The organism is Streptomyces albidochromogenes (assembly GCF_005981925.1).
Taxonomy (GTDB): domain Bacteria; phylum Actinomycetota; class Actinomycetes; order Streptomycetales; family Streptomycetaceae; genus Streptomyces; species Streptomyces albidochromogenes.
Genome location: NZ_VBVX01000087.1, coordinates 1 through 22,497, shown reverse-complemented (window position 1 = coordinate 22,497; position 22,497 = coordinate 1). Strand labels below are relative to the sequence as shown.

The 22,497-nt window shown below is 73.0% G+C and carries 27 protein-coding genes; 20 read left to right on the top strand and 7 right to left on the bottom strand.

What is annotated here, in order from left to right; translation table 11 throughout:
• Positions 1-606, top strand: a 606-nt coding sequence (locus E2E34_RS14165) for an ABC transporter permease (protein ID WP_439333680.1), incomplete at its 5' end; no start/stop codon positions are given.
• 48 nt (positions 607-654) lie between these two features.
• Here the strand turns inward: E2E34_RS14165 and ybaK are convergent.
• The 4 genes from ybaK to E2E34_RS14145 all read right to left on the bottom strand — a co-directional run bounded on the left by ybaK (position 655) and on the right by E2E34_RS14145 (position 4,778).
• Entirely contained in the window at positions 655-1,149 is a 495-nt protein-coding gene (gene ybaK / locus E2E34_RS14160; protein WP_138902263.1) for a Cys-tRNA(Pro) deacylase, read from the bottom strand.
• An 18-nt stretch (positions 1,150-1,167) separates the two neighbouring features.
• Positions 1,168-1,959 (bottom strand): LON peptidase substrate-binding domain-containing protein, encoded by a 792-nt coding sequence (locus E2E34_RS14155; RefSeq protein WP_138902262.1) that lies wholly within the window; start codon positions 1,957-1,959, stop codon positions 1,168-1,170.
• Between the two features lie 5 nt (positions 1,960-1,964).
• Positions 1,965-3,014: a hypothetical protein gene (locus E2E34_RS14150; RefSeq protein ID WP_425573327.1), complete on the bottom strand. Its 1,050-nt coding sequence runs from the start codon at positions 3,012-3,014 to the stop codon at positions 1,965-1,967.
• Between the two features lie 156 nt (positions 3,015-3,170).
• On the bottom strand, positions 3,171-4,778 hold the full coding sequence (locus E2E34_RS14145) for an oxidoreductase (protein WP_138902260.1): 1,608 nt from the start codon (positions 4,776-4,778) through the stop codon (positions 3,171-3,173).
• Between the two features lie 145 nt (positions 4,779-4,923).
• Here E2E34_RS14145 and hisD point away from each other — a divergent pair, with 145 nt between their 5' ends.
• From hisD to hisF, 8 genes are read left to right on the top strand one after another with little or no spacing between them, the layout of a single operon-like run.
• Positions 4,924-6,246, top strand: coding sequence for a histidinol dehydrogenase (gene hisD / locus E2E34_RS14140; protein WP_138902259.1), 1,323 nt, complete (start codon positions 4,924-4,926; stop codon positions 6,244-6,246).
• The gene (locus tag E2E34_RS14135; protein WP_138902258.1) at positions 6,243-7,367 is read left to right on the top strand and encodes a histidinol-phosphate transaminase; all 1,125 of its coding nucleotides are present in this window, start codon (positions 6,243-6,245) and stop codon (positions 7,365-7,367) included. The genes hisD and E2E34_RS14135 overlap by 4 nt, the downstream gene beginning before the upstream one ends.
• A complete protein-coding gene (gene hisB, locus E2E34_RS14130) occupies positions 7,364-7,957 on the top strand; it encodes an imidazoleglycerol-phosphate dehydratase HisB (RefSeq protein ID WP_138902257.1) in 594 nt (197 codons plus the stop codon). The genes E2E34_RS14135 and hisB overlap by 4 nt, the downstream gene beginning before the upstream one ends.
• Positions 7,954-8,121, top strand: a complete 168-nt coding sequence (locus E2E34_RS35440) for a CG2302 family histidine operon protein (protein ID WP_167518286.1) — start codon at positions 7,954-7,956, stop codon at positions 8,119-8,121. The genes hisB and E2E34_RS35440 overlap by 4 nt, the downstream gene beginning before the upstream one ends.
• Positions 8,118-8,759, top strand: coding sequence for an imidazole glycerol phosphate synthase subunit HisH (gene hisH, locus E2E34_RS14125; RefSeq protein WP_138902256.1), 642 nt, complete (start codon positions 8,118-8,120; stop codon positions 8,757-8,759). Before E2E34_RS35440 ends, hisH begins: the two co-directional genes overlap by 4 nt.
• Complete coding sequence (gene priA / locus E2E34_RS14120; RefSeq protein WP_138902255.1) at positions 8,759-9,499, top strand: bifunctional 1-(5-phosphoribosyl)-5-((5-phosphoribosylamino)methylideneamino)imidazole-4-carboxamide isomerase/phosphoribosylanthranilate isomerase PriA; 741 nt, start codon at positions 8,759-8,761, stop codon at positions 9,497-9,499. Before hisH ends, priA begins: the two co-directional genes overlap by 1 nt.
• On the top strand, positions 9,496-9,918 hold the full coding sequence (locus tag E2E34_RS14115) for a RidA family protein (RefSeq protein WP_138902254.1): 423 nt from the start codon (positions 9,496-9,498) through the stop codon (positions 9,916-9,918). Before priA ends, E2E34_RS14115 begins: the two co-directional genes overlap by 4 nt.
• Complete coding sequence (hisF, locus tag E2E34_RS14110; protein WP_138902253.1) at positions 9,915-10,670, top strand: imidazole glycerol phosphate synthase subunit HisF; 756 nt, start codon at positions 9,915-9,917, stop codon at positions 10,668-10,670. Before E2E34_RS14115 ends, hisF begins: the two co-directional genes overlap by 4 nt.
• Before the next feature lie 90 nt (positions 10,671-10,760).
• Here the strand turns inward: hisF and E2E34_RS14105 are convergent, their stop codons facing one another.
• Complete coding sequence (locus E2E34_RS14105) at positions 10,761-11,399, bottom strand: TIGR03085 family metal-binding protein (RefSeq protein ID WP_138902252.1); 639 nt, start codon at positions 11,397-11,399, stop codon at positions 10,761-10,763.
• A gap of 104 nt (positions 11,400-11,503) precedes the next feature.
• Here E2E34_RS14105 and hisI point away from each other — a divergent pair, with 104 nt between their 5' ends.
• The 11 genes from hisI (at position 11,504) to lgt (ending at position 20,563) form a co-directional block, all read left to right on the top strand.
• Complete coding sequence (gene hisI, locus E2E34_RS14100; protein ID WP_138902251.1) at positions 11,504-11,872, top strand: phosphoribosyl-AMP cyclohydrolase; 369 nt, start codon at positions 11,504-11,506, stop codon at positions 11,870-11,872.
• Between the two features lie 11 nt (positions 11,873-11,883).
• Positions 11,884-13,362 carry an anthranilate synthase component I gene (locus E2E34_RS14095; protein WP_138902250.1) on the top strand — a complete coding sequence of 493 codons (1,479 nt, stop codon included), beginning with the start codon at positions 11,884-11,886 and terminating at the stop codon, positions 13,360-13,362.
• Between the two features lie 32 nt (positions 13,363-13,394).
• Positions 13,395-14,048, top strand: a complete 654-nt coding sequence (locus E2E34_RS14090; protein ID WP_425573328.1) for a TIGR02234 family membrane protein — start codon at positions 13,395-13,397, stop codon at positions 14,046-14,048.
• 104 nt (positions 14,049-14,152) lie between these two features.
• A complete protein-coding gene (locus E2E34_RS14085; protein ID WP_138902264.1) occupies positions 14,153-14,419 on the top strand; it encodes an HGxxPAAW family protein in 267 nt (88 codons plus the stop codon).
• A 130-nt stretch (positions 14,420-14,549) separates the two neighbouring features.
• Entirely contained in the window at positions 14,550-15,020 is a 471-nt protein-coding gene (locus tag E2E34_RS14080) for a DUF2752 domain-containing protein (protein WP_344174331.1), read from the top strand.
• A 115-nt stretch (positions 15,021-15,135) separates the two neighbouring features.
• Positions 15,136-15,945: an indole-3-glycerol phosphate synthase TrpC gene (gene trpC, locus E2E34_RS14075; RefSeq protein WP_138902247.1), complete on the top strand. Its 810-nt coding sequence runs from the start codon at positions 15,136-15,138 to the stop codon at positions 15,943-15,945.
• Between the two features lie 10 nt (positions 15,946-15,955).
• Complete coding sequence (gene trpM / locus E2E34_RS14070; RefSeq protein WP_138902246.1) at positions 15,956-16,177, top strand: tryptophan biosynthesis modulator TrpM; 222 nt, start codon at positions 15,956-15,958, stop codon at positions 16,175-16,177.
• A 128-nt stretch (positions 16,178-16,305) separates the two neighbouring features.
• Positions 16,306-17,598 (top strand): tryptophan synthase subunit beta, encoded by a 1,293-nt coding sequence (gene trpB, locus E2E34_RS14065; protein ID WP_138902245.1) that lies wholly within the window; start codon positions 16,306-16,308, stop codon positions 17,596-17,598.
• Positions 17,595-18,428 carry a tryptophan synthase subunit alpha gene (gene trpA, locus E2E34_RS14060; protein WP_138902244.1) on the top strand — a complete coding sequence of 278 codons (834 nt, stop codon included), beginning with the start codon at positions 17,595-17,597 and terminating at the stop codon, positions 18,426-18,428. The genes trpB and trpA overlap by 4 nt, the downstream gene beginning before the upstream one ends.
• Before the next feature lie 95 nt (positions 18,429-18,523).
• Positions 18,524-19,513 carry a DsbA family protein gene (locus E2E34_RS14055; RefSeq protein WP_138902243.1) on the top strand — a complete coding sequence of 330 codons (990 nt, stop codon included), beginning with the start codon at positions 18,524-18,526 and terminating at the stop codon, positions 19,511-19,513.
• A 108-nt stretch (positions 19,514-19,621) separates the two neighbouring features.
• Positions 19,622-20,563, top strand: coding sequence for a prolipoprotein diacylglyceryl transferase (gene lgt, locus E2E34_RS14050; RefSeq protein ID WP_138902242.1), 942 nt, complete (start codon positions 19,622-19,624; stop codon positions 20,561-20,563).
• 112 nt (positions 20,564-20,675) lie between these two features.
• Here the strand turns inward: lgt and E2E34_RS14045 are convergent, their stop codons facing one another.
• Together E2E34_RS14045 and E2E34_RS14040 are read right to left on the bottom strand one after the other, a co-directional pair.
• Positions 20,676-21,503: an HpcH/HpaI aldolase/citrate lyase family protein gene (locus E2E34_RS14045; protein WP_138902241.1), complete on the bottom strand. Its 828-nt coding sequence runs from the start codon at positions 21,501-21,503 to the stop codon at positions 20,676-20,678.
• Positions 21,500-22,497 (bottom strand): CaiB/BaiF CoA transferase family protein (locus E2E34_RS14040; RefSeq protein ID WP_138902240.1); only part of this gene is annotated, 998 nt, incomplete at its 5' end. The genes E2E34_RS14040 and E2E34_RS14045, both read right to left, overlap by 4 nt.

Below are 22,497 nucleotides of genomic sequence, written 5' to 3'. Positions count from 1 at the left end.
GCCAGGACCACCGCGGCGGCCGGGGAACAGGACGACGGCGGCGGCCTCTCCTCGGAGGTGGTCCGGGCCGCCGCGGTGGTCCTGGCGCTGACGGTCCTCGGCGTCGGGCTCGGTCTCCTGTGGCTCTGGCTGGCGCCCCGCGTGCCGCTGATCTCCACCGACAAGGCCGTCTTCCTCAAGGACTCGGAGGGCGAGGAGGCGATCGGCGCGGACGGCACGTTCGTGCTGCTGGCGCTCGCCTTCGGAGCGGTCGGCGCGGCCCTGGTCTTCTGGTTCAACCGTCGCGGCGGCATCCCGCTGGTGGTCGCCCTGGCGCTCGGCGGGCTGCTCGGCTCGCTGCTGGCCTGGGGCACCGGGGTGTGGCTCGGGCCGACGGACGACGTGGTCGAGCGGGCGCGCGAGGTCGGGCAGGGCGTGCCGTTCGACGCGCCGCTGAAGCTCGGCGCCAAGGGGGCGCTGCTGGCGTGGCCGATGGCCGCGCTGCTGGTCCACCTGGGGCTGACGGCCCTGTTCGGGCCCCGCGATCCGGAGCCGGAGTGGGGACCGCCGTACGGGGAGCCGTACCCGGGGCCGGGCGCCGGCGAGCGGGACGGCACGCCGGGCTGACACCGGTGGCGCTCCGCCGGGGGCGCCGAGCCCGCGTACGACGGGGGTTTACGCTCGCCCGATCGGGGCGATCACCGCGTCGGTCAGCGCCGCCAGGTCGGCGGGCGAGAGTTCGACCTCCAAGCCGCGCCGCCCCGCCGAGACGCACACCGTCTCGTACGACGAGGCCGAGGCGTCCAGGACCGTCGGGAGCCTCTTGCGCTGGCCCAGGGGCGAGATACCGCCCCGGACGTAGCCCGTGGTGCGTTCCGCCGCCACCGGGTCCGCCATCGCCGCCCGCTTTCCGCCGACCGCCGCCGCCAGCGCCTTGAGGTCGAGCGAACCCGCCACCGGCACGACCGCCACCGTCAGCGCGCCGTCGATGTCGGCCACGAGGGTCTTGAACACGCGGTCCGGCGTCACCCCCAGCGCCTGCGCCGCCTCCTCGCCGTAGGAGGGGGACGCCGGGTCGTGCTCGTACGCGTGCAGGACGTACGCCGTCCCCGCCTCGGTCAGGGCGACCGTCGCCGGGGTCCCTCCGGCCTGGCGCTTCTTCTTGGCCACTGCGGCTCTGCCTCCGGGTCAGTTGGGGCTGGTGGGCGCCCGCGTCAGCTCGACGGCGGGCAGCGAGGGGAGATGGCGGATCACCGCGGTCTCGGAGCGCAGCAGATTCAGCTCCTCGCGCAGCCGGGTCGCCGTGTCGGGCGCCTGGAGCAGGCGCTGCTTGGCCGGGATGTCGAGCACCGTCGCCGCCGCCACCAGGTACGACACCACGGACGGCTCGTCCGGCAGCTCCGCCCCCGTCGTCAGGGACCGCTCCCGCGCTCCCGCCAGCCGCTTCTGGTAGCTGCGGAACGCCCGCAGCACCCCCTCGGCCAGCGCGCCCGCGTCGTCGCCCGGCTCCTCGGGCAGCTCCTCCACCTCGGCGGTGAGGTACGGGCCGCTCGCGTCGACGGAGAGGATCTTGACCCGGGTCGTCCCGGTGGCCAGTACCTCGAAACTCCCGTCCTCGCGCTCACGGATCGTCGCCGCGTCCGCGACGCAGCCGACCCGGTGGAAGGCCTGGACCGGGTCGGGGCCGAAGCCCGCCGCGGGGCCGCGCTCGGTCAGGGTGGTGGAGTCGGGCATGCCGGGCGCGGTCGGGGCGACCTCCCGCCCGTCGCGGATGGCGACGACCACGAAGCGGCGCGGCTCGTCCTCGTCGGGTGAGGAGGCGGCGGAGTCGGCGGGCGGTGCCGAGTCGCCGGAGTCCGCGCCCTTCGACAGGTCGCGCATCATGGCGCGATAACGCTCCTCGAAAATGTTCAGCGGCAGCACCAGGCCGGGGAACAGCACCGAGTTCAGCGGAAAGAGGGGAAGGCGAGCGGTGGTCACAGCGCTCAAGCGTAATGGCCGCCGGAACCGGCCCGGCGGGCCGTCCCGCGCAAAGGCCGCAAAGGCATCGCCATGGCCACCTGGAGCTTCGCGGTGTCCCGCACTTCGAGGAACCGGCCCAGCACGTCGTCGCTCACCGACGCCCAGGGGAATGAGGTCGCGTACGGGCCGATCAGCCGGAACTGCTCCAGCGCCTCGGCCCACCGCCCCCGGCTGACCAGGACGTACGCCAGCAGGTTGCGCACCTCGGCAGGCCACGGGTCGCCCGCCTCGTACGCGCCGGACAGCGCGATCGCCAGGTCGGCCGCCGCGTCGAGGCGCTCCGGCCCGACGCCCGCGGCGGCACCGGCACCGGACGCGCCGCCGTCGCCGCTCATCAGGTGCGCGAAGGCCGCTCGTACGGGCAGGGCCTGCACCAGCGATCCGGGCAGGGCGTCCTCCGCCGCCTGTTCGGCGAAGTCGAAGCACTCGCGGTGCGAGCCGTACCACTGGGCGGAGAGATAGAGGAGCGCCGAGACGTGGCAGCCGTAGTGGTGCGAGGAGCGGCCCACCGCCTGGGTCCACAGCTCCTCGAACGCCGTGTGCGTGGCGTGCGTGCCGCGCGCGTGGTCGAGGGCGATGCGCCACGGCACCGGATCGCGCGGCGCGGCGTCCGCCGCCGCCTCGATCAGCGGGCCGACGTCGCGCAGCCGTTCCGCGCGCGCCGGCGACTCCCACGCCCTGCGCACGGCCAGCTCCGCCTTCACCAGCAGGGCGTCCGGGTCGCGCGGGGAGGCGGCCAGCCAGTCGCCGAGCCAGTCCCCGCGGCTGTGGGCGAACGTCGCCAGGCGGGTGGCGTACCGGTCGCGGTTCTCCCACTCGGCGCCCTCCCGCGTGGTGGCCATGAGCTTGGCCGCGGGCCCGTGGTCGCCGAGGGCCGCCGCGACGAGGGTCGGTCCCAGCCGCTCGTCGGGTACGTCGAGCAGCACCTCGTCGTCGTCGGGCAGTCCGGCTCCCAGGTTCGGGGTGTGGCGGATCATGCGCGCGGTGCTGATCAGGGCGCGAAGGAATGACATCGTGCGATCCATTGAAAACCGCAGGTCGGGGCGGCGCCAGGGGATGGCGGTGAAGCTTTCGCATCAGCTGGGAAGGTTGTGCCGCCGTCGGTCAAGGGACGGTAAAGGCAGTGGACGGTGGTGGGGTCACCGTGCCACGACGGTGCCCCCACCCGCTCAGCCGCGCCGCAGCAGCCGGGACGCCCCCGCCGCCACCGTCGTCGCCAGGATCCAGCCGAGCAGGATCAGCCCCGTCGCCGCCCACTGCCAGGGCCGGCCGAGCCGCCAGTACCCGTCCTGCCCGAGATTGATCACCGGCAGCAGCAGGTCAAGGGCGAACAGCGAGGCGTTCCACTCCGGATGCTGGTCCGGGTTGATCGCGGGCGGGTCGAGCTGCGCGAACCCGACCGCCCCCGCCGCCCACAGCACCGCCATCCACACCGCGGCCCGGCCCGGCCGGTAGCCGTACGCCACCGTCAGGTCCTGGAGGTAGCCCCACAGCTTGCCGGCGAGCGGCAGTGTCTCGCGCCGTCTTCGCTGCTTGGCCAGGAGCACCTCCCGGGCGTCCGCGTCCTCCCCGCTGCCGCGCAGGACGGCCGCCAGCCGCTCGTACGGTTCCGGGGCGTACTCCGGGGTCGCGGCCGTGACCCAGTCCAGCCGCCGCGCCAGCGGGAACAGCCCGCGCGGCACGAGGCAGTCGTACGTGAAGCCGTTCATCGTCAGCCCGCCGGGCCGGGGCCAGCTGTCCGCCTTGTCGACCAGGTTGCCGACCTTCGCGCCGGAGAGGACGACCTTGCCCTCGTCGGGCCGCTCGCACAGGAACCGCAGCTCGGGCGTCTGGACCCGGCGCAGCGACAGCTCCTGCCCGAGCGTCATGACGAACCGCGCGCCGTCGAAGTCCACCGCGTCGCCGAACCGCCCGTCGTCGAGCCGCAGTCCGCCCTCGCACTCGAACCGCTGCACGCGCGTGCCGCGTACCGGCGTGTTCCCGATGCCGTACGGCGGAGTGGTGCCCGGCGCGGCGCCCCGGGGACCGATGCCGGCCGGCGTCAGGTAGAGCGTGCGCTCCACGGTCAGCTGGGGCGCGTTCAGCGCGCGCCGCCCCTCCACGCCGTACGGCCGCCGCAGCCGGCTCCCGCGCAGGCTCAGCGAGACCCCGACCTTCGCGCCGCGCAGGCTGAACTCGCCGTGCGACTCGATCATCTCGGCCTGGAGGTCCTGGGCGACGGACAGGCCGTCGGCGGCGATCGAACGGCCGTTGCGGTCCTGGCGCACGACGATCTGGTTGATGAGCAGGTCTGTGCCGATCTGCGCGTCGGTGAGCCGGATGCCGCCGGGGACGCTGCACCGCGGCAGATGCAGGTCGCCCTGGGTGTGCAGCCGGGCCGCCTCCAGCCTGGGGATGGAGCAGCCCACCATGCGCAGCGTCGTGAAGTGGCACTCGGGCAGCAGCACCTCCTTCTCGAAGCGGCAGTTGTTCAGCTCCACGTACGGCTCGACGCGGCCGCCCGCGAGCTTGAGGGTGCCGGTGATCTGTACGCCGCTGAGCTTGAGGGCCGCGACCCGCCCGGGAAGCGCGGGCGGACCACTGAGCAGCAGCAGCGCCACGACACGCGCGCGGACGCTGCGTTCGGGTGGCCACGGCCGGGTGGACAACGGGTCGTCCAGGACGGGATTGCGGGTGCGGAGGTCGTACGTGCTGCCGTTGCGGAACGCCTGCCACATGCCGAGTTCCGAGGCACTGAGCCAGTCGGGCGCTTCGACGTCTTGCTGCGGCTCGGTCAAGGCCGCCCCTTTCGCCGATTCGTACAGCCGTTCTTCCCTCTGAGTGACGGACTGAACGCTATTGGTCAGGAATGACGCGTGGGGCGTGTATCAGCCAGTGATACGTGGGCTCGGTCGGCGGACGGGGTCTGAGAGAATTGGCAGCGTGATCTCTCGAATCGATCTGCGTGGCGACGCCCTCCCCGAGGGCGCCGACCTGCGCGACCTGCTGCCCCGTGCCGACTTCGACGTACAGGCCGCCCTGGAGAAGGTGCGGCCGATCTGCGAGGACGTGCACCATCGGGGCACGGCGGCGCTGATCGAGTACGCGGAGAAGTTCGACGGCGTGCGGCTGGAGCGCGTCCGCGTCCCGGCCGAAGCGCTCAGCAGCGCCCTGGAGCAGCTCGACCCCAAGGTGAGAGCCGCGCTGGAGGAGTCGATCCGGCGTGCCCGCATCGTCCACCGCGAGCAGCGCCGCAGCGAGCACACCACCCAGGTCGTGCCCGGCGGCACCGTGACCGAGAAGTGGGTGCCGGTCGAGCGCGTCGGCCTGTACGCGCCCGGCGGCCGGTCCGTCTACCCGTCCTCCGTGATCATGAACGCCGTGCCGGCGCAGGAGGCGGGCGTCGAGTCGATCGCGCTCGCGTCCCCGCCGCAGACCGACTTCGGCGGCCTGCCGCACCCGACGATCCTGGCCGCGTGCGCGCTCCTGGGCGTCGACGAGGTCTACGCCGTGGGCGGCGCGCAGGCCGTGGCGATGTTCGCGTACGGCACCGACGAATGCGCCCCCGCCAACATGGTCACCGGCCCCGGCAACATCTGGGTCGCCGCCGCCAAGCGCTATTTCACCGGCCGGATCGGCATCGACACCGAGGCCGGTCCCACCGAGATCGCCGTCCTCGCGGACGACACCGCCGACCCGGTGCACGTGGCCGCCGACCTGATCAGCCAGGCCGAGCACGACCCGCTCGCGGCCGCCGTGCTGGTCACCGACTCCGAGGAGCTGGCGGCCGCCGTCGAGAAGGAGCTGGAGCCCCAGGTCGCGGCGACCAAGCACATCGAGGACCGGATCCTGCCCGCGCTGGCCGGCCGGCAGTCCGCGATCGTGCTCGTCTCCAGCCTGGAGGACGGCCTCAAGGTGGTCGACGCGTACGGCGCCGAGCACCTGGAGATCCAGACCGCCGACGCGTCCGCCGTGGCCGCCCGGGTCCGCAACGCCGGCGCGATCTTCGTCGGTCCGTACGCGCCCGTCTCCCTCGGCGACTACTGCGCCGGTTCCAACCACGTCCTGCCGACCGGCGGCTGCGCCTGCCACTCGTCGGGCCTGTCGGTCCAGTCGTTCCTGCGCGGCATCCACATCGTCGACTACACGCGCGAGGCGCTCGCCGAGGTCACCCACCACGTGGTGACGCTGGCCGAGGCGGAGGACCTGCCCGCGCACGGCGCGGCCCTCAAGGCGCGGTTCGGGTGGAAGGTGCCGACGGAATGACCCGCAACGTCCGCATCGACGATCTGCCCGTCCGCGACGAGCTGCGCGGCAAGTCCCCGTACGGCGCCCCCCAGCTCGACGTGCCCGTACGCCTCAACACCAACGAGAACCCGTACCCGCTGCCCGAGGCGCTCGTCGAGCGCATCGCCGAGCGCGTGCGCGACGCGGCCCGCGAGCTCAACCGCTACCCGGACCGGGACGCGGTCGAGCTCCGCACCGAGCTGGCCCGCTACCTCACCCGCACCGCCGGGTACGAGGTGACCATGGACGGCGTCTGGGCGGCCAACGGCTCCAACGAGGTCATCCAGCAGCTGCTCCAGACCTTCGGCGGCCCGGGCCGCACCGCGATCGGCTTCGAGCCGTCGTACTCGATGCACGGCCTCATCTCGCGCGGCACCGGCACCGGCTGGATCTCCGGGCCGCGCCACGAGGACTTCACCATCGACGTCGCGGCGGCCGAGAAGGCCATCGCCGAGCACCGCCCCGACGTCGTGTTCATCACCTCGCCCAACAACCCCACCGGCACCGCCGTCGGAGCGGACACCGTCCTCGCGCTGTACGACGCGGCCCAGGCGGCCAAGCCGTCCCTGGTGGTCGTCGACGAGGCGTACGGCGAGTTCAGCCACCACCCGTCCCTGCTGCCGCTCATCGAGGGCCGCCCCAACATGGTGCTCTCCCGCACCATGTCCAAGGCCTTCGGCGCCGCCGGCCTGCGCCTGGGCTACCTCGCGGCCGACCCGGCCGTGGTCGACGCCGTACAGCTGGTGCGCCTGCCGTACCACCTGTCGTCCGTCACGCAGGCCACCGCGCTCGCCGCGCTCGAACACACCGATACGCTGCTGGGGTACGTCGAGCAGCTCAAGACCGAGCGGGACCGCCTGGTCACCGAGCTGCGCGCCATCGGCTTCGAGGTGACGGACTCGGACGCGAACTTCGTCCAGTTCGGCCGGTTCGACGGCGCGGCAGGCTCGCACGAGGCGTGGCAGCGGATCCTCGACCAGGGCGTCCTGGTCCGTGACAACGGCGTACCGGGCTGGCTGCGGGTCACCGCCGGCACCCCCGAAGAGAACGACGCGTTCCTCGATGCGGTACGCGAACTCAAGAAGGAGCAGAGCTCATGAGCCGCGTAGGACGGATCGAGCGCACCACCAAGGAGACCTCGGTCCTCGTCGAGATAGACCTCGACGGCACCGGCAAGGTCGATGTGTCGACAGGCGTCGGCTTCTACGACCACATGCTCGACCAGCTCGGCCGCCACGGCCTCTTCGACCTCACGGTGAAGACCGACGGCGACCTGCACATCGACTCGCACCACACGATCGAGGACACCGCGCTCGCGCTCGGCGCCGCCTTCAAGCAGGCCCTCGGCGACAAGGTCGGCATCTACCGCTTCGGCAACTGCACGGTGCCGCTGGACGAGTCGCTCGCCCAGGTCACCGTCGACCTCTCCGGCCGCCCGTACCTCGTGCACACCGAGCCCGAGAAGATGGCGCCGATGATCGGCGAGTACGACACGACGATGACCCGGCACATCCTGGAGTCCTTCGTCGCGCAGGCCCAGATCGCCCTGCACGTGCACGTCCCGTACGGGCGCAACGCGCACCACATCGTGGAGTGCCAGTTCAAGGCCCTGGCCCGTGCCCTGCGGTACGCCAGCGAGCACGACCCGCGCGCCGCCGGGATCCTCCCCTCGACCAAGGGCGCCCTGTGACCGGCCTCTCCACCATCCTGATCGTCGTCGGCCTCTTCCTCCTGGGCGGCGTGTACTCCTTCTGGAAGCAGCAGCTGCCCAAGGGCGTCATCGTGCTGCTCGGCATCGGCGCCGTGATGTGCCTGGTCGCCGGTGTCATGCGAATTCAAGGACTCTGGGAATGAGCGACAAGAAGAAGGTCGTCGTCTTCGACTACGGCTTCGGCAACGTCCGGTCCGCCGAGCGGGCCCTGGCCCACGTCGGCGCGGACGTCGAGATCACCCGCGACTTCGACCGGGCCATGAACGCCGACGGGCTGCTCGTCCCCGGCGTCGGCGCCTTCTCCGCCTGCATGCAGGGCCTGCGCGAGGCGCGCGGCGACTGGATCGTCGGCCGCAGGCTCTCCGGCGGCCGCCCCGTCATGGGCATCTGCGTCGGCATGCAGATTCTCTTCGAGCGCGGCATCGAGCACGGCGTGGAGACCGAGGGCCTCGACGAGTGGCCCGGCACGGTCGGCCCCCTCCAGGCGCCGGTCGTCCCGCACATGGGCTGGAACACGGTCGACGCCCCCGCCGACAGCGAGCTGTTCGCCGGCCTCGACGCCGACACCCGCTACTACTTCGTGCACTCGTACGCCGTGCACGACTGGAGCCTGGAAGTCACCAACGCCAAGATCCGCGCGCCCAAGGTCACGTGGAGCACGCACGGCGAGCCCTTCGTGGCGGCCGTCGAGAACGGCGCGCTGTGGGCCACCCAGTTCCACCCCGAGAAGTCCGGCGACGCCGGCGCCCAGCTGCTGACCAACTGGATCGGAACCCTCTGATGTCCTCCGCGAACACCGAGAAGCTCGAACTCCTCCCCGCCGTCGACGTCCGCGACGGCCAGGCCGTGCGCCTCGTCCATGGCGAGTCAGGCTCGGAGACGTCGTACGGCGACCCGCTCCAGGCCGCGCTGGCCTGGCAGCAGGCGGGCGCCGAGTGGCTGCACCTCGTCGACCTCGACGCGGCGTTCGGCACCGGTGACAACCGGGAGCAGATCGCCGAGGTCGCCCGCTCCATGGACATCAAGGTCGAACTGTCCGGCGGCATCCGCGACGACGCCTCGCTCGCGGCGGCGCTCGCCACCGGCTGCACGCGCGTCAACCTCGGCACGGCCGCGCTGGAGACCCCCGAGTGGGTCGCCAAGGTCATCGCGGAGTACGGCGACAAGATCGCCGTCGGCCTGGACGTGCGCGGCACGACCCTGCGCGGCCGCGGCTGGACCCGCGACGGCGGCGACCTCTACGAGACGCTGGCGCGCCTCGACTCCGAGGGCTGCGCGCGGTACGTCGTCACCGACATCGCCAAGGACGGCACGCTCCAGGGCCCCAACCTGGAGCTCCTGAAGAACGTCTGCGCCGCCACCGACAAGCCCGTCGTCGCCTCCGGCGGCGTCTCCTCCCTCGACGACCTGCGGGCGATCGCCTCGCTCGTCCCCCAGGGCGTGGAGGGCGCGATCGTCGGCAAGGCGCTGTACGCCAAGGCGTTCACCCTGGAAGAGGCGCTGGCGGCGGTGTCCGCATGACGGTGTCCTCCTCCGGTTCCGTACGAAAGGTCTCGACCGGCGCCCCGTGGGAGGAGCAGTTCGGCTACTCCCGCGCCGTGGAGCTGCCGAACGGGCTCGTCCTCGTGTCGGGCTGTACGTCGGTCGTCGACGGCGTCATCAGCGGCGGTGCGCCCTACGACCAGACCGTCACCGCCTTCAACGTCGCCTTCGGCGCGCTGGCGGAGCTCGGCCTCGGCCGCGAGGACGTCGTACGCACCCGCATGTACATCACCCACGCCCGTGACGTCGACGACGTCGGCCGCGCCCACAAGGAGCTGTTCGACGACGTCCGCCCGGCGGCGTCGATGATCATCGTCTCCGGGTTCGTGGACCCCAGCCTCGTCGTCGAGATCGAGATCGAGGCGTACCGAGGAGACCGAGGAGGTCAGGAATCATGACCCTCGCGGTCCGAGTGATCCCCTGCCTGGACGTCGACAACGGCAGGGTCGTCAAGGGCGTCAACTTCCAGAACCTGCGCGACGCCGGCGACCCCGTCGAGATGGCGAAGCTGTACGACGCGGAGGGCGCCGACGAGCTGACGTTCCTCGACATCACCGCGTCGTCCGGCAACCGGGAGACGACGTACGACGTGGTGCGCCGCACCGCCGAGCAGGTCTTCATCCCGCTGACGGTCGGCGGCGGCGTACGCACCGCCGACGACGTCGACAAGCTGCTGCGGGCCGGCGCGGACAAGGTCGGCGTCAACACCGCCGCCATCGCCCGCCCCGACCTGATCCGCGAGATCGCGGAGCGCTTCGGCCGGCAGGTGCTGGTGCTGTCGGTCGACGCGCGCCGTACGCAGTCCGGCTCCTTCGAGGTCACCACGCACGGCGGCCGCAAGTCCGCCGGCATCGACGCGGTCGAGTGGGCGCACCGGGCGGCCGAGCTGGGCGCGGGCGAGATCCTGCTCAACTCGATGGACGCGGACGGCACCAAGGACGGCTACGACACGGAGATGATCGCGGCGGTGCGCAAGCACGTCACGGTGCCGGTCATCGCCTCCGGCGGCGCCGGCGGCCTCGCCCACTTCCCGCCGGCCATCGCGGCGGGCGCGGACGCGGTGCTGGCCGCGTCGGTCTTCCACTTCGGCGACCTGCGCATCTCCCAGGTCAAGGACACCCTGCGTGAGGCGGGCCACCCGGTCCGCTAGCGGCCGCCGGGTCCCGCTCCTCCCGCGCCCGCAGGGCCCGGACACCGCCCCTCGGGGTCGCGTCCGGGCCCTGCGGCGTGAGCCGCCCCGCTACATCGCGATGCCGAGCTTCGCGTCACGCAGACGCTCGATGGCGTCCTTGTCGCCCTCCATCTCGACCTGCGCCGCCTCCTGCCGGCCGAAGGCGAACAGCACCAGCTCGCCCGGCTCGCCCGTGACCGTCACCACCGGCGTCCCGCGACGGGCCACCGCCGTCTGACCGTCCGGGCGACGCAGCACCACACCCACCGGCGCCTTGCGGCCCAGCACCCGCGCCGCCTTCTCGACGCGCGACCACAGGGCGTTCGCGAAGACCGCGTCGAGCTCGCGCGGCGTCCAGTCGGGCTGCGCCCGCCGGACGTCCTCGGCATGGACGTAGAACTCGACGGTGTTCGCCGCCTCGTCGAGCTGCTTGAGGGCGTACGGGGACATGCGCGGCGGGCCCGTACGGATGAGCTGGATCAACTCCTCGTACGGCTTCGCGGCGAACTCCGCCTGGACCCGGTCGAGCCGGCTCTTCAGGGCCGCCAGCACTATTCCGCCCGCCGCGTCCGCGCGGCGCTCGCGCACCACCAGATGTGCGGCGAGATCCCGGGTGGTCCAGCCGTCGCACAGCGTCGGGGCGCCCGGTCCGGCCGCCTCCAGCAGGTCGGCGAGGAGGAGTCGTTCGCGCTTGGCATGGGTCGACATGACCGCCAGGGTACGGCCGTTGCTCCGTCAGGGCCACGGCGCCGCGCGTCCAATGACCGGACGGCGTCGGTGTCACGGCCCGCGGGCGCGGCACAATGGCGGACATGACCAGTTCGCCCCGACCCAGCAGCCTCGATCCCGCCGTCGCCGCCCGCCTCAAGCGCGGCGCCGACGGCCTGGTCCCGGCCATCGCCCAGCAGTACGACACCGGTGAGGTGCTCATGCTCGGCTGGATGGACGACGAGGCGCTCCACCGGACCCTCACCACGGGCCGCTGCACGTACTGGTCGCGCAGCCGCCAGGAGTACTGGGTCAAGGGCGACACGTCCGGGCACTTCCAGCACGTCAAGTCCGTCTCGCTCGACTGCGACGCCGACACCGTGCTCGTCAAGGTCGACCAGGTCGGCGCCGCCTGCCACACCGGCGACCGCACCTGCTTCGACTCCGACGTCCTCCTCCCGCTCGCGCAGTAAGGTCACCGGCCATGGACATCGAGACCTTCCGCAAGCTGGCCGTCGACCGGCGTGTCATCCCCGTCAGCCGCCGGCTCCTCGCGGACGGCGACACCCCGGTCGGCCTCTACCGCAAGCTGGCCGCCGAACGCCGGGGCACCTTCCTCCTGGAGTCCGCCGAGAACGGCCGCTCCTGGTCCCGCTACTCCTTCGTCGGCGTACGCAGCGCCGCCACCCTCACCGCCCGCGACGGACAGGCGCACTGGCTCGGGACGCCGCCCGTCGGCGTCCCCGTGGACGGCGACCCGCTCGACGCGCTGCGCGCCACCATCGATGCCCTGCACACCCCGCGCGACCTCGCGGGCGGCCTGCCGCCGTTCACCGGCGGGATGGTCGGCTACCTCGGATACGACGTCGTACGCCGCCTGGAGAAGATCGGCGAGCACGGCCGCGACGATCTGAAGCTGCCCGAGCTGACCATGCTGCTCACCTCGGACCTCGCCGTCCTCGACCATTGGGACGGCTCGGTCCTGCTGATCGCCAACGCGATCAACCACAACGACCTCGACACCGGTGTCGACGAGGCGTACGCCGACGCCGTCGCCCGGCTCGACGCGATGGAGGCCGACCTCAGCCGGGCCGTGCCGACCGCGCCCGCCGCCCTGCCGCCCTCCGAGCTGCCGCCGTACACCGCCCTGTGGGGCGGTGAGGCGTACCAGGCGGCCGTCGACGACATCAAGGAGCGCATCCGCGCCGGCGAGGCGTTCCAGGTCGTGCCGTCCCAGCGCTTCGAGACGCCCTGCGCGGCGAGCGCGCTGGACGTCTACCGGGTCCTGCGCGCCACCAACCCCTCGCCGTACATGTACCTCTTCCGCTTCGACGGCTTCGACGTCGTCGGCTCCAGCCCCGAGGCGCTGGTCAAGGTCGAGGACGGGCGCGCCATGGTGCACCCGATCGCCGGGACCCGTCACCGCGGCGCCACGCCGCAGGAGGACCAGGCCCTCGCCGACGAACTGCTCGCCGACCCGAAGGAGCGCGCCGAGCACCTGATGCTCGTCGACCTCGGCCGCAACGACCTCGGCCGGGTCTGCGAGCCCGGCAGCGTCGAGGTCGTCGACTTCATGTCCGTCGAGCGGTACTCCCACGTCATGCACATCGTGTCGACCGTGACCGGGCGCGTCGCCCCGGGCCGCAGCGCCTTCGACGTACTGACCGCCTGCTTCCCCGCCGGGACGCTGTCGGGGGCGCCGAAGCCCCGGGCCATGCAGATCATCGAGGAGCTGGAGCCGTCGCGGCGCGGCCTGTACGGCGGCTGCGTCGGCTACCTGGACTTCGCCGGCGACTCCGACACCGCCATCGCCATCCGGACCGCCCTGCTGCGCGACGGCACGGCGTACGTGCAGGCCGGAGCCGGTGTGGTGGCGGACTCCGACCCCGTCGCCGAGGACACGGAGTGCCGCAACAAGGCCGCCGCCGTGCTGCGCGCGGTGCACACGGCGAACCGCCTCTGAGCCGGATCAGGACGTAAGGGATAGTGGGGTACGTGACTGCCGCATCCCCCGCATCTGTACCGCTTCCGCGCAGCGAGAGCGCGCCGGCCGCCTCCACGGGCGGCCGCCGCAGTCTCGCCGCCGCGCTGCTGCTCGGCGCCCTGGGCGCCGCCGTCGTGCTCCTCGCCTCGGGCCGGACCTGGGCCGAGGGCGCGGCCGCGGTGCCCGGCGGCGCGTTCCCGCTGGCCGTCGAGGGACAGGACGTCACCGGCGCGCCCGCGGCCCTGGCCGTCGTAGGCCTGGCCGCGCTCGTCGCCGTCTTCGCCGTCCGCCGGGCGGGCCGCCTGCTGGTGGCCGGGCTGCTCGCGCTCAGCGGCGCGGGCGCCGCCGTCACGGCCCTCCTCGGCGCGTCCGGCGGCACGGCGCTCGACGAGAAGGCCGCGAAGATGACCGGCGACGCCGCCGCGACGGCCGGCTCCCTCACGCACACCGCCTGGCCGTACGCGACGGCCGCCGGCGGACTGCTGATCCTGGTGGCGGGCCTGCTCGCGCTCTGGTGCGGCCGCGGGTGGCCCTCCATGTCGGGCCGTTACGAGCGCGACGGCAGCCCCCGTGCCCGCAAGGCGCCCGCCGCGCCCGACCCGGACCGGCCCGAGGACCTCTGGAAGGCACTGGACCGGGGCGAGGACCCGACGCGCGACGTGTGACCCCGAGATCACACCGCCGGTCACCGTGCGGGACAATGAGCGACGAGCACACGACTCACGGACTCATCACCTCACCACAGAGCAACAGCAACGAGGAGCAACTCATGGCGGGCAGCAGCCACGGACACACCCCGGCCGCCTGGACCGGTGTCACCATCGCCTTCATCGGTTTCTGCATTTCGGGCGCCTTCACGGTGCTCGCCAGCCCGTTCGGCTTCTGGGCGGGAATCGTCGTGATCCTGCTCGGTGGTGTCGTCGGCATGGCCATGAAGGCCGCCGGCCTCGGCATGGCCAAGGAGTCCGACGAGATGCGCCGCGCCCGCGAAGAGGCCGGCCGCGCCCAGCCGCACAGCCAGGTCCAGGTCCGCTGACCGTTCTCCGGCTTCCGGCCCGGCTCCGGCCGCGTGCCGAGGTGGGCGCGACGTGCCGCGTCGTGCCTGTGATGTGAGGCGCAGCCCCCGACGGGCTGCGCCTTTCCTCATGAGCGGGGACAATCGGCGGGTGGATACCGTGCCCCAGCCCGTCCCGGCCCCTTCGCCGCGCCCCTCACCGGACCCCGCGCACCCCGCGCCCGCGACCCTCGCCCGGCGGCTCGCCGTGCCGGCCGCCACCATGGCGGGCGTCCTGGCGGCCTTCGCGTACGTCGGCACGGTCGACCCCAACGAGCCCGGCCACTACCCGGCCTGCCCGCTCCTGCGGCTCACCGGCATCCTCTGCCCCGGCTGCGGCGGCCTGCGCAGCGCCCACGCGGTCGCCACCGGCGACCTCGCCGCCGCCTTCGGCGCGAACGCGATGGCGGTCGTCGGGTACGGCGTCTTCGCGGTGCTGTGGGCCGTCTGGGTGGTTCGCGCCACGCGCGGCGTCCCGATGCGGATCGCCCTCAGGCCCGCCTGGTGGTGGGGCATCGGCGCTGCGGCGGCGGTGTTCAGCGTCGTCCGGAACCTGCCGTTCGGCTCGGCGCTCGCTCCGTGAAGTCCCAGGTAGTGGGACTGATCGCCACTCGATGCGAGTCCTGAGGCCCTCTGCGGATAGCATTGGTATGGCTGATCCTGGTCCACTATCACCCTCCCGGAAGGGGGCCGCTCGCGTGAGTGTGCTCGACGAGATCATCGAAGGCGTGCTCGCCGACCTCGCGGAGCGGCAGGCAAGCGTCAGTCTCGACGAGCTCAAGGACCGCGCGGCCAAGGCAGCCCCGGCCAAGGACGGAGTCGCGGCTCTGCGCGGCGACGGCGTCCAGGTCATCTGCGAGGTCAAGCGCTCCAGCCCGTCGAAGGGCGCGCTCGCCGCGATCGCCGACCCCGCCGGACTCGCCGCCGACTACGAGGCGGGCGGCGCGGCCGTCATCTCCGTGCTCACCGAGCAGCGCCGCTTCGGCGGCTCGCTGGCCGACCTGGAGGCCGTACGCGCCAAGGTCGACATCCCGGTGCTGCGCAAGGACTTCATCGTCACGGCCTACCAGCTGTGGGAGGCCCGGGCGTACGGCGCGGACCTGGCCCTGCTGATCGTCGCCGCGCTGGAGCAGGAGGCCCTGGTCTCCCTGATCGAGCGCGCCGAGTCCATCGGGCTCACGCCGCTGGTCGAGGCGCACGACGAGGAAGAGGTCGAGCGCGCGGTCGAGGCCGGCGCGAAGATCATCGGTATCAACGCCCGCAACCTCAAGACCCTCAAGGTCGACCGCGGTACCTTCGAGCGCGTCGCCCCCGAGGTCCCGGCCGGCATCGTCACGGTCGCCGAGTCCGGCGTCCGCGGCCCGCACGACCTCATCGCGTACGCCAACGCGGGCGCCGACGCGGTGCTCGTCGGCGAGTCGCTGGTCACCGGCCGCGACCCGAAGGGCGCCGTCGCCGACCTCGTCGCCGCGGGCGCCCACCCGGCCCTGCGCCACGGCCGGAGCTGAACCGACGCCGATGACCTCACTCACCCGTACCGCCGCACGCACCCGGCCGGGCCCGCGCCCGCTCGCCGGGGCGTCGGCGCGCGACCCGCACGCGCCGCTGGCGCGCGGGTGCCGCCCGCGCGGCTGCCGGGCTCCGGCACGGCGGGTGCGCGGACGGCGGGTGCGCTACCACATCGGGTCCGAGCCCGGTCAGATCAACGGCATGCGATGGCGCCCCGAAGGCGCGCTGTAGCGATCTGCCCTGCCCGTACGCCCGGATGCCTCCGAGGCGTACGCGGGTGATCACGCGCGCGGCGCATACGGTCACTTCCACCCGTTGATCTTTCATGGGGCGCCAGCCCCTTCTGAGGAGTACGTCGGATGTCTTCTGACTTCTTCATTCCGGACCCCGAGGGCACCGTCCCCAGCACCGAGGGCTACTTCGGCGCGTACGGCGGCAAGTTCATCCCCGAGGCGCTCGTCGCCGCGGTCGACGAGGTCGCCGTCGAGTACGACAAGGCCAAGTCCGACCCGGCCTTCGCGGCCGAGCTGAACGAGCTGATGGTCAACTACACGGGCCGGCCCAGCTCGCTCACCGAGGTGCCGCGCTTCGCCGAACAGGCGGGCGGGGCGCGGATCTTCCTCAAGCGCGAGGACCTGAACCACACCGGCTCGCACAAGATCAACAACGTGCTTGGCCAGGCGCTGCTCACCAAGCGCATGGGCAAGACGCGCGTGATCGCGGAGACGGGCGCCGGCCAGCACGGCGTCGCGACCGCCACCGCGTGCGCCCTCTTCGGCCTCGAATGCACCATCTACATGGGCGAGATCGACACCCAGCGCCAAGCGCTCAACGTCGCCCGCATGCGGATGCTCGGTGCCGAGGTCGTCGCGGTGAAGTCCGGCAGCCGCACCCTGAAGGACGCCATCAACGAGGCGTTCCGCGACTGGGTCGCCAACGTGGACCGCACGCACTACCTCTTCGGCACCGTCGCCGGACCGCACCCCTTCCCGGCCATGGTCCGCGACTTCCACCGGGTCATCGGCGTCGAGGCGCGCCGCCAGATCCTGGAGCGCGCCGGCCGGCTGCCCGACGCGGCCGTCGCGTGCGTCGGCGGCGGTTCCAACGCCATCGGCCTCTTCCACGCCTTCATCCCGGACACGGACGTACGCCTCGTCGGCTGCGAGCCCGCCGGGCACGGCATCGAGACCGGCGAGCACGCGGCCACCCTGTCGGCGGGCGAGCCCGGCATCCTGCACGGCTCGCGGTCGTACGTCCTCCAGGACGAGGAGGGCCAGATCACCGAGCCCTACTCGATCTCGGCGGGCCTCGACTACCCGGGCATCGGCCCCGAGCACGCGTACCTCAAGGACAGCGGTCGCGGCGAGTACCGGGCGGTGACCGACGACGCGGCGATGCAGGCCCTGCTCCTCCTGTCGCGCACCGAGGGCATCATCCCGGCCATCGAGAGCGCCCACGCGCTCGCGGGCGCGCTGGAGCTCGGCAAGGAGCTGGGCAAGGACGGGCTGATCCTGGTCAACCTGTCCGGGCGCGGCGACAAGGACATGGACACGGCCGCCCGCTACTTCGGCCTGTACGACACCGACGCGGCGGTCGAGGCCGACGCCTCCTCCGACAACGGCGCCGCCGAGATCCAGAGGGACACCAAGTGAGCGGGAACATTCAGCTGCTGAGCGACACCCTGGAGCGGGCCCGGTCGGAGAACCGGGCGGCCCTCATCGCGTACCTCCCGGCCGGCTTCCCGACCGTCGACGGTGGCATCGACGCGGTCAAGGCGGTCGTCGCGGGCGGCGCGGACGTCGTCGAGGTCGGACTGCCGCACAGCGACCCGGTGCTCGACGGGCCGGTCATCCAGACCGCCGACGACATCGCGCTGCGGGGCGGGGTCAAGATCGCGGACGTGATGCGCACGGTCCGCGAGGCACACGCGGCGACCGGGGCCCCGGTCCTCGTCATGACGTACTGGAACCCGATCGACCGGTACGGCGTCGAGCGCTTCACCGCCGAGCTGGCGGAGGCCGGCGGCGCCGGCTGCATCCTGCCCGACCTGCCGGTCCAGGAGTCGGCCCTGTGGCGCGAGCACGCCGAGAAGCACAACCTGGCCACGGTGTTCGTGGTCGCGCCGAGCAGCAAGGACGAGCGGCTCGCCACCATCACCGCGGCCGGGTCCGGCTTCGTCTACGCGGCCTCGCTGATGGGTGTGACCGGCACGCGCGAGTCGGTGGGCGCGCAGGCACAGGACCTGGTGCGCAGGACGCGGGCCACGACCGAACTGCCGGTGTGCGTCGGGCTCGGGGTCTCGAACGCGGTCCAGGCGAAGGAGGTCGCGGCCTTCGCGGACGGCGTGATCGTCGGGTCCGCGTTCGTCCAGCGGATGCTCGACGCGCCGGACGCCGCGGCGGGCCTGGAGGCCGTACGGGCGCTCGCCGGCGAGCTGGCGCGGGGCGTGCGCAGGGGCGGCGACGGGGCCGGCGCGGCCTGACGCGGCACGACGTGAACAACTGAGCGGTGTAACCCGTACGGGTGGACCTGGACCGGGGAGGCGCGCCCGCGCCTCCCCGGTTCGTTGCTGCGGGTGTGAGTGACAAGAACCGTGACGGAAAACGAACCGCCCGCGAGCGCCTGATCCAGGAGCGCGAGGCACAGAAGGCGCGTGACCGGCGCCGGCGGACACTGATCGTGGCCGGCGCCGTGGTCGGCGTGCTGGGCCTGGCCGCCGTGGTGGGCGTCCTCGCCGCCAACTCGGGCTCGGACGGGGGCGGCGACGACAGCGCGAGCGCCGTGGTGGCCCCGCAGGGCGCGGGCGACAGGAACGGTCCGATGATCCCGGTGGGGACGACGGACGCGCCGTCGACCCTCACGGTGTGGGAGGACTTCCGCTGCCCGGCGTGCGCCCAGTTCGAGAACGCGTTCCGGGACACGATCCACGAGCTGGAGGCGGCGGGCCAGATCAAGGTCGAGTACCACCTGGCCACCCTCATCGACGGCAACATGGGCGGTTCCGGGTCGCTGAAGGCGGCCAACGCGGCGGCCTGCGCGCAGGACGCGGGCAAGTTCGTGCCGTATCACGACGTGCTCTACCAGAACCAGCCGCCCGAGCCCGACGACGCCTTCAGCCGCGACAGCCGCCTGATCGAGCTCGCGGGGAAGGTCGACGGGCTCGTCACAGAACCGTTCAAGCAGTGTGTGGCCGACGGGACGCACGAGGGCTGGGTGCGCAAGTCCAACGAGGCGTTCCAGAAGGGCAACTTCAGCGGCACCCCGACCGTGCAGCTCAACGGCGAGTCGGTCTTCCCGAAGAAGGGCGAGGAGCAGATCTCGCCGGACAACCTGAAGAAGTGGGTCGCCGAGGCGAACAAGGGCAAGAAGGCCGGTACGGCCACCGCGACGCCGTCGGCGTCCGCCACCTCGCCCGCACCCGCCACCTCGTCACCGCCCGCCGCGCCCCAGGCGCCCGCGCCGCCGGCTTCCGTGCCCCCGGCGTCGATGCCCCAGGCGACCGTGCCGCCCGCCACCGTGCCGCAGGGGTCGGTGCCGCAGGGGTACGTGCCGCCGGGCACGCCGTAGCGGCGGGGCCCGGACGGCGGGGCGGGGAGGAGGCGCGACGCTCGTTACCCAGACGTTGCCGGGTGGGTTGCCGTACCTCCCACCCGGCAGGGTAGCGTCGACCCTGCCATGGACCTTGCCTATATTCCCAGCCCGTCGACCGGTGTGATCGAGCTCGGACCGATCCCGCTCCGCGGCTACGCCTTCTGCATCATCGCCGGTGTCTTCCTGGCCGTCTGGTACGGCAACAAGCGCTGGGTCGCCCGGGGAGGCAAAGCCGGCACAGTGGCCGACATCGCCGTGTGGGCGGTGCCGTTCGGCCTCGTCGGCGGGCGGCTCTACCACGTCGTCACCGACTACCAGCTGTACTTCAGCGAGGGCCAGGACTGGGTCGACGCCTTCAAGATCTGGGAAGGCGGCCTCGGCATCTGGGGCGCCGTCGCCCTCGGCGCGGTCGGCGCCTGGATCGGCTGCCGCCGCCGCGGGATCCCGCTTCCCGCCTGGGCCGACGCGATGGCTCCGGGCCTCGCCTTCGCCCAGGCGATCGGCCGCTGGGGCAACTGGTTCAACCAGGAGCTGTACGGCCGCGAGACCGACCTGCCCTGGGGCCTGAAGATCTCCGAGGGCGCGAACCGCGAGGCCGGGATCTACCACCCGACCTTCCTGTACGAGTCGCTGTGGTGCGTCGGCGCCGCGCTCGTCGTCATCTGGGCCGACCGCCGCTTCAAGCTCGGACACGGCCGGGTCTTCGCCCTGTACATCGCGCTGTACTGCACCGGTCGCGGCTGGATCGAGTACATGCGGGTCGACGAGGCCCACCACGTGCTGGGCCTGCGGCTGAACGTCTGGACCTCCATCGTCGTCTTCGCCTGCGCGGTGGCGTACTTCGTGATCTCGGCGAAGCTGCGCCCGGGGCGCGAGGAGATCGTCGAGCCGGCATCCCCGGAGAAGCGGGAGGCGCGCGGCGACGACGCCGACCACTCCGGCGACGCCGACCACGCGGACGACACGCACGACGCGGGCGCCGATGCCGCGACCGGCCGCAAGGCCGACGCCGAGGCGACGGACTAGGCGTCCGGCGGCCCCCGCGGGCCTCGAACGGTGTACGGGCCGGAGTGCTCCTCAACGGGGCGCTCCGGCCCGTACCGCGTTCCGAGGCTGCTCAGCCGGGACATACCCCGGCTCAGGCAGGGGACCGGGACGCCAGAGCCAGGGTTCGCTGGGCCGCCGCCACGACCGCGGCGTCCACGAAGCGGCCGTCCGGGAGCGCCAGTGCGCCGCCCCGCGCGGCGGCCGCCTTGACGACCTCCTCCGCCTCCTCCACCTCGCGCGGGGTCGGCAGGAAGGCCCGTTCGATCACCGGCAGCTGGCACGGATGCAGCGCCGTACGGCCCAGGAAGCCCAGGGCCCGGCCCCGCGCGCACGACCGCGCGAGGCCCTCAAGGTCCTTGAGGTCGGGATGCACCGACTGGACCGGCGGGTCCAGGCCCGCGGCCCGTGCGGCGACCACCACCCGGCTGCGCGGCCAGGCGAGCCCGGTGTCGTCCCGTACGCCCAGATCGGCGCGCAGGTCCGCCTCGCCCAGGGCGACGCCGCGCAGGGCCGGGTGCGCACCGGCGATCGCGTACGCCTGCTCGACGGCGAGGGCCGATTCGAGCAGCGCGTACAGCGGCACGTCCGGCATCCGGTGCGCGACCTGCCGCACCTCGGCCGGGCCGGTGACCTTCGGCAGGCGCAGGGCGGCCAGGCCTGGCAGGCCGGTCAGGGCGCGCAGGTCGTCGTCGGCGAAGGGGCCGGCGAGGGCGTTCACTCGTACGTGCACCGGGGTCGGCGGGGGTTCGGCGAGCAGCTCCGCGGTCGCCGAGCGGGCGTACTCCTTGCGGTCGGGCGCGACCGCGTCCTCCAGGTCGACGATCACGACGTCGGCGCCGGACCGCAGCGCCTTGGCGACCGTCTCGGAGCGGTCGCCCGGTACGTAGAGCCAGGTCAGGGCGGTGAGGGGAGTGGTCATCGGGTGCCGCCGGTCGCCCGGAGCGCGGCGATCTCGGACGGGGACAGGCCCGCCTCGGTGAGCACGGCCTCCGTGTCGGCGTTGTGCGGGCGTCCTGCCCAGCGGATCGCTCCCGGGGTCTCGGAGAGGCGGAACAGCACGTTCTGCATGCGCAGGGGGCCCAGTTCGGGGTCCGGGACCTCGGTGATGGTGTCGAGGGCGCGGTACTGCGGGTCGGTCATGACGTCCCGCACGTCGTAGACGGGGGCGATCGCCGCCTCGGCCTTCTCGAAGGCGGCGAGCGCCTCGTCGCGGGTGCGACGGCCGATCCAGTGGCCGACCGCCTCGTCGAGTTCGTCGGCGTGCTCGGCGCGGCCGCTGCCGGTGGCGAACCACGGCTCGTCGATGAGCTCGGGCCGGCCGACCAGGCGCATCACGCGCTCGGCCACGGACTGGGCCGAGGTCGACACGGCCACCCAGGCGTTGTCGGCGGTGCGGTAGGTGTTGCGGGGGGCGTTGTTGCGGGAGCGGTTGCCGGTGCGGGGCTGGACGTAGCCGAGCTGGTCGTACCAGAGCGGCTGGGGGCCGAGGACGGTGAGGATGGGCTCGATGATGGCCATGTCGACGACCTGGCCCCGGCCGGTCGTGGCGCGGGCCGCCAGGGCGGTCATCACCGCGTAGGCGGTGGCGAGCGCGGCGATCGAGTCGGCCAGGCCGAACGGCGGGAGCGTGGGCGGCCCCTCGGGTTCACCGGTGATGGCCGCGAAGCCGCTCATCGCCTCGGCGAGCGTGCCGAAGCCCGGGCGGTGGGCGTACGGGCCCGACTGGCCGAAGCCGGTGACGCGGGCCAGCACCAGGCGGGGGTTGACCGCGCTCAGCTCCGCCGGGCCGAGACCCCACTTCTCCAGGGTGCCGGGGCGGAAGTTCTCGATGATCACGTCGGTGGTGGCGGCGAGGCGCAGGAGCGCGTCGCGGCCGGTGGGGGCGGAGAGGTCGAGGGTGATGGTGCGTTTGT

Bases quoted from the DNA above. Each gene is read 5' to 3' on its own strand.
- hisF (WP_138902253.1), top strand. From the start codon at position 9,915: ATGACCCTCGCGGTCCGAGTGATCCCCTGCCTGGACGTCGACAACGGC.
- E2E34_RS14150 (WP_425573327.1), bottom strand. From the start codon at position 3,014: ATGTCATTCCTTCGCGCCCTGATCAGCACCGCGCGCATGATCCGCCAC.
- trpB (WP_138902245.1), top strand. From the start codon at position 16,306: ATGTCTTCTGACTTCTTCATTCCGGACCCCGAGGGCACCGTCCCCAGC.
- lgt (WP_138902242.1), top strand. From the start codon at position 19,622: ATGGACCTTGCCTATATTCCCAGCCCGTCGACCGGTGTGATCGAGCTC.
- hisI (WP_138902251.1), top strand. From the start codon at position 11,504: ATGACCAGTTCGCCCCGACCCAGCAGCCTCGATCCCGCCGTCGCCGCC.
- E2E34_RS14115 (WP_138902254.1), top strand. From the start codon at position 9,496: ATGACGGTGTCCTCCTCCGGTTCCGTACGAAAGGTCTCGACCGGCGCC.
- priA (WP_138902255.1), top strand. From the start codon at position 8,759: ATGTCCTCCGCGAACACCGAGAAGCTCGAACTCCTCCCCGCCGTCGAC.
- E2E34_RS14135 (WP_138902258.1), top strand. From the start codon at position 6,243: ATGACCCGCAACGTCCGCATCGACGATCTGCCCGTCCGCGACGAGCTG.
- E2E34_RS14085 (WP_138902264.1), top strand. From the start codon at position 14,153: ATGGCGGGCAGCAGCCACGGACACACCCCGGCCGCCTGGACCGGTGTC.
- trpM (WP_138902246.1), top strand. From the start codon at position 15,956: ATGACCTCACTCACCCGTACCGCCGCACGCACCCGGCCGGGCCCGCGC.
- E2E34_RS14045 (WP_138902241.1), bottom strand. From the start codon at position 21,503: ATGACCACTCCCCTCACCGCCCTGACCTGGCTCTACGTACCGGGCGAC.
- hisB (WP_138902257.1), top strand. From the start codon at position 7,364: ATGAGCCGCGTAGGACGGATCGAGCGCACCACCAAGGAGACCTCGGTC.
- E2E34_RS14105 (WP_138902252.1), bottom strand. From the start codon at position 11,399: ATGTCGACCCATGCCAAGCGCGAACGACTCCTCCTCGCCGACCTGCTG.
- hisH (WP_138902256.1), top strand. From the start codon at position 8,118: ATGAGCGACAAGAAGAAGGTCGTCGTCTTCGACTACGGCTTCGGCAAC.
- E2E34_RS14095 (WP_138902250.1), top strand. From the start codon at position 11,884: ATGGACATCGAGACCTTCCGCAAGCTGGCCGTCGACCGGCGTGTCATC.